This is a genomic window from Bartonella sp. OC68QHHN, assembly GCF_042193875.1.
Classification (GTDB): Bacteria; Pseudomonadota; Alphaproteobacteria; order Rhizobiales; family Rhizobiaceae; genus Bartonella; species Bartonella grahamii_A.
In genome coordinates this window covers 25754-34861 of the sequence record NZ_JBHIME010000014.1, presented here as the reverse complement: position 1 = coordinate 34861, position 9108 = coordinate 25754, and the positions used below count along the sequence as shown (strand labels likewise).

General features: G+C 37.3%; 6 protein-coding genes and 2 pseudogenes. 2 read left to right on the top strand and 6 right to left on the bottom strand.

The annotated features are described in order from the left end of the window. Positions 1-299: 299 nt before the first annotated feature. From ACFIJ0_RS01110 to ACFIJ0_RS01095, 4 genes and pseudogenes are all read right to left on the bottom strand, one after another. Positions 300-487, bottom strand: a pseudogene (locus ACFIJ0_RS01110) (integrase); the annotation flags it as partial. Positions 488-938: 451 nt separating this feature from the next. Then, positions 939-1598 (bottom strand): methionine ABC transporter permease, encoded by a 660-nt coding sequence (locus tag ACFIJ0_RS01105; RefSeq protein ID WP_375623325.1) that lies wholly within the window; start codon positions 1596-1598, stop codon positions 939-941. Continuing rightward, positions 1591-2625, bottom strand: a complete 1035-nt coding sequence (locus ACFIJ0_RS01100) for a methionine ABC transporter ATP-binding protein (RefSeq protein WP_375623323.1) — start codon at positions 2623-2625, stop codon at positions 1591-1593. The genes ACFIJ0_RS01105 and ACFIJ0_RS01100 overlap by 8 nt, the downstream gene beginning before the upstream one ends. 27 nt (positions 2626-2652) lie before the next feature. Continuing rightward, positions 2653-3471 (bottom strand): MetQ/NlpA family ABC transporter substrate-binding protein, encoded by an 819-nt coding sequence (locus ACFIJ0_RS01095; RefSeq protein ID WP_375623321.1) that lies wholly within the window; start codon positions 3469-3471, stop codon positions 2653-2655. A 509-nt stretch (positions 3472-3980) separates the two neighbouring features. Between ACFIJ0_RS01095 and ACFIJ0_RS01090 the strand changes: the two genes are divergently transcribed. Continuing rightward, positions 3981-4628 carry an SH3 domain-containing protein gene (locus tag ACFIJ0_RS01090; RefSeq protein ID WP_375623319.1) on the top strand — a complete coding sequence of 216 codons (648 nt, stop codon included), beginning with the start codon at positions 3981-3983 and terminating at the stop codon, positions 4626-4628. 284 nt (positions 4629-4912) lie between these two features. On the opposite strand, the gene ACFIJ0_RS01085 is transcribed toward ACFIJ0_RS01090, so the two are convergent. Together ACFIJ0_RS01085 and ACFIJ0_RS01080 are read right to left on the bottom strand one after the other, a co-directional pair. After that, positions 4913-5944: an aspartate-semialdehyde dehydrogenase gene (locus ACFIJ0_RS01085; RefSeq protein WP_375623317.1), complete on the bottom strand. Its 1032-nt coding sequence runs from the start codon at positions 5942-5944 to the stop codon at positions 4913-4915. A gap of 1270 nt (positions 5945-7214) precedes the next feature. After that, a complete protein-coding gene (locus ACFIJ0_RS01080) occupies positions 7215-7568 on the bottom strand; it encodes a helix-turn-helix domain-containing protein (protein ID WP_375623315.1) in 354 nt (117 codons plus the stop codon). A 227-nt stretch (positions 7569-7795) separates the two neighbouring features. Here ACFIJ0_RS01080 and ACFIJ0_RS01075 point away from each other — a divergent pair. Further along, positions 7796-8978, top strand: a pseudogene (locus tag ACFIJ0_RS01075) (tyrosine-type recombinase/integrase). Positions 8979-9108: the final 130 nt, after the last annotated feature.

The window sequence follows — 9108 nt, the reverse complement described above, 5'->3', positions numbered from 1 at the left end:
GTGGGTGTTGCGACAGCCCTTGCATTAAGACGGTTCATAAGAACCATTTTTACTCCTTTCTTGTACAATTTTTACCCACACATCAGCCCCGCTTGTGATGTGCAAGTAAGTGGTTTTGATTGATGCAATATAAACAGGTTTGAAATGAAAGAATCTTACGTTATTCGGGTCTCTAATTCAATATGAATAACGCTAAATTATCATTATAAATCAATGTATTATCTTAATGGTAGCACAGCCCTCAGATAAAACAGAACGCTTCAAATGGAATATACTTGTGTTGCCAATTCACGGGCTTATTTTAAAGAAACATCTCTCAACGCTCCCAAGCCTATTTCGCAAGGGCGTCTGTGAATAGTATAACGATAAAGCCATTGAGCATCCCCATCTTTATGCTTGTGAAGAAGAAAGCTGGCACCATCATATTATATGCTCGCCCCCAATGTTAAGACAGGTCTTGCTGTTTGAGATAATTCATAAAAGGCATGCCTTTCTTGCTTGTATAGTTTTTACTCACACGGCTTTTCCCGCGTGTAACGTGCAAGCGAGAGGGTTCGATTGATTCAATATGGAATAAATTTGGAATGAGAGAATCTTACGGTATTCAGAGTTCTAATTCAATATGAATAACGCCATATTATCATTATAAATTCAATATGTTGTCTAAGGTTGTGACCAATATCTTAATTTAACATGATAATTTATCATTTTTATGTTAAGAGAGAGTCTCGAATATTGTAAGATCTCTCATTTCATACCCTTTTATATTCAATCAATTAAAACTATTTTCTTTCGTGTTACAAATGGATGGGGAAAGATAAAAACTGTTTAAGAAAAAAGTTCCTAATCTCTTATGAACGTTTTCGATAGCCAAGGGTTGTTGTGCTTGGAAAGTAGCAAAGAGGATGATGGTACTGACATGTGAAATTCTAAGTCTTTTAATGTTTTGTTTTATCAAGTTTTTGTACGATTTTATCAGAAGTCCATTGGGTTATAATATTGAGCATGATCAAAAGAATGATGACGATGGTCATGATGAAGGTATTATAGCGTTGATAGCCATAGCGGATTGCCATATCCCCTAAACCGCCTCCACCAAGATATCCAGCAAGTGATGTGGCTCCTATGAGAGAAATGGCCATGACTGTAAAACCTGTAATTAGGCTAGGGAGAGCTTCAGGAATAAGAACATGTCTGATAATTTGAAGACGATTTGCGCCCATAGAGCGGATAGCTTCAATAAGACCATTTTCAACTGTTTTAAAAGAGAGTTCCGCCATGCGTGCATAAAAGGGAATAGCTGAAATGGTGAGAACAAAAATTACAGAAGGCATTCCCACACCTCTTCCTACAACGATACGGGTAACGGGAAGAAGATAAAATGCAAGAATAATAAAGGGAATGGCACGAATACTGTCAATGATGATGCTTAAAGGGCGATTGATAAGAGATGAAGCAAAAATTCCTCCACGTGCTGTTGTATGAAGAAGAAGACCAAGTGGAAGTCCTATAATTAGTGCCATAAAAGAAGCACTTATTGTCATAAATATTGTATCAAAAAGCGCATTGGGGAGTTCATGAGACAGAACATTAAACATAACCTAATACCTCGCAATATCGTCCCTTTTCGGTTAACCATTGAACGGCTTTTTTAAAAGCTTTTTTATCTTGAGCAGGAAGAGCAAGGAAAAGTCGCCCGATGGTTTCTCCTTGGACTGTATCAATGCCACCATGGAGAATACGTGCTCTTAAACCGCTTTCATCTTCCAAAAGATGGAGAAAAGGTTGTTGGGCAATTTCGCCGGCAATATTCATTTCAATAACAGCTTCTTGACCGATGGCTTTAAGATTTTTTGCATATTTTTCAGGAAGTTGTGGCGTAACAAGTTTAAGCATGGCAATGGTTGTTTCTTCTTGTGGGGATGTAAAAATATCTTTTACACGTCCTTCTTCTACAATGCGTCCTTGATTGAGGACAACAACGCGATGCGCAATTGTGCGTACCACTTCCATTTCGTGGGTAATAAGCACAATCGTAAGATTGAGTCGGTTATTAATATCGGCAAGAAGTTCAAGAATAGACTGTGTTGTTTCAGGATCCAGAGCAGAGGTGGCTTCATCTGATAACAATATTTTAGGATTAGCAGCGAGCGCACGAGCAATGCCAACGCGTTGTTTTTGCCCTCCTGACAATTCTGCCGGATAACAATATTCTTTACCACATAATCCTACCAATTCAATAAGCTCAAGGGCACGTTTGTTGCGCTGTTTTTTGTTTACTCCTGTTAATTTGAGCGGTAATGCAATGTTATCAATAACCTTTTGCGATGATAAAAGATTGAAATGTTGAAAAATCATTCCAATACGTTGACGATAAGGCGCCCATCCTGTCTCTGATAGATTTGAAATATTGATACCTTCAAAAAAAAGAGACCCTGCATCAATTTTTTCTAATCCATTTAAACAGCGAATAAGTGTTGATTTTCCTGCCCCACTACGACCGATAATACCAAGAATTTCACCGGCATGGATATCGAGAGATAAGTTATCAACTGCTGGAGTGTCAGTCGTTTTGTTAAAATAACGGCTGACATTTTTTAGCGAAATGAGGGCGTTTTTGTCCATTTAACATTACCAGAATATTTGGCAAAATTACCAAGATGTTTTTGCTGCTGGACCAAAAATCTCTTTGATTTTTGCACGGACGGGTTCGCTATTGTAGGCAGCAACTAATTTTCTGACCCATGGCTCATCTTTGTCACTGGCACGCACAACAATGATATTGTTATAGGGATTATTTTCTGCTTTTTCCCATGCGACGACATCTTTTTGTAAATCTAATCCTGAAACCAAAGCCCAATTTGTATTGATAACAGCAATATCAAAATCATCAATAGCTCGTCCTAACATGCCGGCATCGAGTTCCCGAATTTGCAAATTTTTAGAATTTTCAATAATATCCAGTGGAGAAGCAAGAATATCGTGAGGGTCTTTTAATTTAATAAGATCTAGAGAATTGAGAAGGAGGAGGGCTCTTCCACCGTTGGATGGATCATTAGGAATGCCAACATGTGCTCCATCGCGCAATTCTTTTATGTTTCTAATTTTGTGGGAATAGAGACCTATTGGGGTAATAAACGTGTACCCTACAATTGAAAGTTTATAACCACGCTGCTCCATTTGATTTTTAAGATAAGGTGTGTGTTGAAAAGAATTTGCATCAATTTCTCCTGCATTAACAGCATCGTTGGGCAAAGTGTAATCAGAAAAATAAACAAGCTCAATTTCTAAACCAGCTTTTTTAGCTTGTTCGGCAGCGACTTTCCAAATGGTTGCTTCGTGTCCTTCCATGACACCAAGTTTGATTTTTGATTTGTCTGTAGCCATGACACAAGCAGTAGACAAAAAAAGTGCAGAGAGAGAGAGGAATAATCCTATAATCTGACCGCAAGAAATTTTTTTTAATGTCATGTTCTTTTAACTTTCTTTTCCAAGAGATTTTTTGAAGGAAGTTTCAATATACTCTGTATTTTTTAGGCGGATTTAAAACTATACAAGCTTTAGATAATATTCAATCACTTTTATTTTTAAAAAAGTATTATTTTTCCTTCTATTTTTAGTAGTTTTGGGGGCTTATCATTATTCATTCTCTGAAACCCTCTGAAATTCAGGCAATAAATTCTTCTATTGCAATGAGTTGTTGAGGGAACCAATAACACTTTAAAAACTTCTTTAAGGGACGACAGGTTGAAGAACCAGACAATCAGATGATGCTTTAGCCGTAAATTCATGAGGAACATACTGCGCAATCAAGATCAAAAGGCCGTGTTCGTGTAGAGGGAATAAAGAGAGATTTTGTTGCAATGTTGTGGGGACTTTTGGGCGGGAAATAAAGGTTGCTGATCATTGGATTTAAACGCAGCAAATTTTTGCAAAGGCGAAATTTTGCCCTTCACATGTTTTAGAGAGGAAGAAAAATAATGTTAAAAAAGAAATTTTTATCAACAACAATGATTTTATGGGCTTTGGGAGCCTCAGTGGTGGCTGTGACTGCTTTTCATGCGGAAGCTGGAACTAGTGCAGGAACAGTTGCTCGTGTTGCATCAGGTCAGGTATCTTTACGCACAGGTCCTGCGACAGCTTATAAAGTTATCACAATGGTTCCAATGGGAGCCAAAGTGCAAATTTATGGTTGTCTATCTAATAAAACTTGGTGTTCTCTTGGCTATCATGGAAAAGTTGGTTGGGCATCTGCACGTTATGTCAATGTCAACAATGTTCCTACTATTGCTTTTACAAAGAGGCCAGTAAAGCCAAATGCCATGATAAAATCGCCAAAAGTAAAAAAAGAAAAAGTAAAACAGGTTGTTTCTGATTTTAAGGCTCTTCCGGCGATTCAAAAAACACGGAAAAACATACAAAAACTGTACAGAACAGATGTGATTATCGATTCTACAGGTGTTAAAAAAAGAGATGAACGAACCATTTTAAATCCTTCGCCAAAAGCACAAGGAGTTTCTGTAAAGCACGTAAATGCTTATAATCCCCTCTTTCCTAATAATGTCAATTACAAAAATTTTGAACGTAATGAAACGCGCTACCGTGTTGTGACTTATCCTGCTCGATAAGGGTAAAGTTAATTTCACAACCGGAATGACAAAAAGGATCAGCAGCGTGAAGCAAAAAATGCTTATGCTGCTGATCCTTTTTATACCGTAAAATGGCATTAAGGCGGCGATGATTAACTTAAGGTGGCGGGGTATTCATAGATATTCAGAGTAAAATTTATCAATACCCCGAATTACAGTCCTTTACGATGGTGATCTGAATCCTCAGAAGGAGAAGATCCTGCTGAAGAGAAGCCGGATTTTTGACAGACCGGCTAGGGCTCTTCATCCTTTCGGGCAGGGCGTTAATTTACGGACTTAGGCTTTATTAAATTACGAGAAATGAGCAATTCAGCAATTTGAACTGCATTCAATGCTGCTCCTTTTCTTAAATTATCGGCGACAACCCAGAAAGCTAAACCATTTTCAACGGTGATATCTTCACGAATACGGCTAATAAAGGTGTCATCTTCTCCCGTACATTCATAAGGTGTGGTATAGCCACCATCTTCGTGTTTATCGATAAGCTGACAACCGGGAGCATCGCGGAGAAGCGCTTGTGCTTCAGATACGCTTAGTGGTTTTTCAAATTCAACATGGACGGCTTCGGCATGACCGATAAAGACAGGGACCCGAACAGCAGTGGCTGTTAATTTAATCTTCGGATCGAGAATTTTCTTCGTCTCAGCAGTCATTTTCCATTCTTCTTTTGTATAACCATCTTCCATGAAAACATCGATATGAGGAATGACATTAAAGGCAATGCGTTTAGTGAATTTTTTTAATGTAATTGGGTCAGCAACAAAAACTGCACGTGATTGTTCAAAAAGTTCGTCCATTCCTTCTTTACCAGCTCCAGAAACCGATTGATATGTAGAGACAACAACACGTTTAATGATTGCAGCATCATGGAGAGGTTTTAAAGCTAAGACCAGTTGAATTGTTGAACAATTAGGATTTGCTATAATATTACGTTTAGAAAAGGCATTTATAGCTTCGGCATTGACTTCAGGGACTATCAACGGAACATTGGAATCATAGCGCCACGTGGAGGAATTATCGATGACGACACAGCCAGCTGCAGCAATTTTAGGAGCATATTCTTTGGAAATGCTTCCTCCCGCAGACATAAGACAAAAATCTGTGTCAGAAAAATTGTAAGTATCAAGTGCTTTTACTTTGAAAGTTTTATCTCCATAAGAAACTTCTTGTCCTAATGAGCGTCGTGATGCTAGAGGGACAATTTCATGCGCAGGAAAACCACGTTCTTCTAAAATTGTAAGCATTTCACGTCCAACATTTCCGGTTGCGCCGACAATTGCAACTTTAAAACTCATTTTCTATGTACTCCTCATGTCTCTCCACGTTTATTCCCCGTGCTATACTCAGGAGAGAGTGAGTTGGTCAAGGAACATCATTAAATTATATTTTTGATTTTCAACAACTCAATTTGTGCACATCAATCATTATTGTCAGCACAATAAATTGTTTTATTTCAAATGATACGTCTTTATTTAATCTTTCAGAATTGAAAAATTGAATATTGTACGCGAAACTGTTATCTCTTTAGAGAGCACTTTAATTAAGTGAATTCCTTATCTTCTGTCAATTGTTTACCTTAACACTTTTGAATTTTTAAGGATGGTATTACGTATCGCGTTGGTGGAATCTTTTAATATTTTATCTGTTAAGTGTTGAATTATTTGATCTTGTCCCTATGCTCTTAAAGGCAAAATTTCCTATTACAGTCTGTAAACAGCCAGATTCTAGTGGTTACTTTTAGCAGCTGCCCATTTTTCATTTAAACTAAAGGTCCGCCAAGCAAGCCTAAAAATATTTAAAAAAACATTTGAATGTTTCAAGGAGGTATGCATGTTTCATATCCTCATACCTTAAATGATAGGATTTCTGGCACAACAGGATAAACTTAAGCATCCATTATATAAATAAATTCTTATGAAAGTGATACATATAGTTTTTTGAGTCTGTTTTTTACTTTATATTTCTTATTTTTACTTTAATCCTGTTATGCTATAAAATATTGTCATTTGAAGTATGGTGGTATAAGCTCTTTAAGCTTTCTTGATATATTTTAGTGTTTTTTTAGTGTGTGGGAATATTTATAGACTTGTTTGGCGAGCCTTTGGTTTAAGTGAATCATATGAGTAGAAAGCCGTTTTAATAAAAGAGCAAGTTAGCACCATCATACATTTTTCCAGCACCCAATGTGGCTACAGTCCTTGGTATGTGAGATGATTCAATAAGAGGTATGCCTTTTTTTGTACATTTTTACTCACATGCCAACTCTGCTTGTAGTGTGCAAATAAGTGATTTTGATTGATTTAATATAGAACAAATTTGAAATGAAAAAAATTTACGATATTCGGGACACTTATTCAATATACATAACGTTAGATTATGATTATAAATCAATGCGCTATTGCTAAGTTAAACTCGTTAGAATTCGGACTATTTACAGACCAGATTAGATTTAAGAATTTTCGTTTTTATGAGGTGTGGGGAGACAGTCAAAATTCTTTTTAATGTTATTAAGGATGTTGATTGTCCTTTCAGTGAATTTATGAGAATAAGGGGTTATTTTTTTCATCAGAAATCAACTACAAAATAGCTCTTTGTTTTTTTGCTGGTCAGTATTCTGAAATTTTTCAAAAGTAAATATTCTGCTTTGCTTGCTATTCTGTCATCACAATGATAGAGGGTATCTTCTTTTTTTGTGCTATCAGCATAAAAGAAGGAAACGGGAACATCTAATATATTAGCAATTTCCTGTAAACGTGCTGCGCTTACACGATTTAAACCTTTTTCATATTTTTGGATTTGTTGAAATGTTACGCCCAAATGACTCCCTAATTGTTTTTGAGAAAAACCCATGACGTTTCTTCTGAAGCGAATTTTTTTGCCTAAAGAAATGTCGATAAAATGTGGATTTTTAGTTTGCACTTCAAGACTCCCTCCGGTTGCGAGCGCCCTCGCATTGGTATTCCTTGGTCTGGCAACACATTGATTTATAATGATAAATCATCCTTTTTCAACTTGAATCATAACTCCGAATATAGTAAGATTTTCTCATCACAAACCCTCTCATATTGAATCAATTAATATCACTTGCTTGCACGTCAAAAGCGGGGCTGGTGTGTGGGTAAAAATGAGGAAAGAAAGGAGTAAAAATGCCTCTTATGAATCGTCTTAATGCAAGGGCTGTCGCAACACCCACGAGCTGGCAAATATAATGATGGTGCCGGCTTGCTTCTCCATAAGCGTAAAGATGGTGGTGCTCAATGGCTTTATCGTTATACCATTCATGGTCGGCGCCGCGAAATGAGCTTGGGTGCGTTGCGAAATGTTTCTTTAAAAAAAGCCCGTGAATTAGCAAATCAATGGCGTTCTTTTTTGCATGAGGGGCGTGATCCCATTAAAGAACGTGAGAAACAAAAGCGTGAGGCAATAAGTAATCTCCATTACCTAAAAAACATTGCCTTAGATGCTTTTGAAAGTCGTAAAGCTGAATTAAAAGGAGATGGTAAGGCTGGGAATTGGTTTCTACCTTTACAACTTTATATTCTCCCCAAATTAGGCTGTATTCCTATTTCAGAAATTACACAAGCAGAGATACGCAATGTTCTTGCTCCCATCTGGCATGCAAAAGCTGCAACCGCAGAGAAAGCAATAAATCGTCTTAATATTTGTCTCAAATATGCTGCTGCTTTGGGGCTGGATGTTGATTTACAAGCAACGATAAAAGCACGGGCTCTCTTAGGGAAACAACGTCATAAAGCACAAAATTTACCAGCAATGGACTGGAAAGATGTCCCTGTCTTTTATCAGTCACTCTGCAAAACAACAACAATGACACAACTGGCTTTGCGTTTGCTTATTCTTACAGGCGTTCGTACACGTTCTTTGCGCTATATGCGTGAAGATCAGATTGATGGTGATATATGGACCATCCCTGCTGAAAGTATGAAATGACGACGCGATGCTACAGAAGAATTCCGCGTTCCTTTATCATCAGAAGCACTAAAAGTGATTAAACAAGCACGCTTTTTATCTCGCAATGGGTTTCTTTTTTCTGCAACTGGTCGCGGTCCCCTTGCACAGAACAGCATGTTACAATACATGAAAAAAACAGGACTTGAAGCCTGTCCGCATGGTTTTCGCTCTAGTTTACGTGATTGGCTCGCTGAAACAACCGTTGCTCCCTATGAGGTCGCTGAAACCATTCTAGGTCATACGGTTGGGGGAAAAGTGGAGCGTGCTTATCGTCGTACAGACTATTTAGAACAGCGTCGTATTTTTATGGATAGATGGGCTTCTTATGTCACTGGTCAAAACAATAAAAGTTATGGATAGTTCTATGTCTCCATTTTCCTTATTTTATCCATAGTGGATAATACAATCACAAATTATTGCTTCTTTTGATAAAAAATCACAAGATATTGTTTTTTTATGGAAAAATTTGCTACGAATTGCTATTTATATA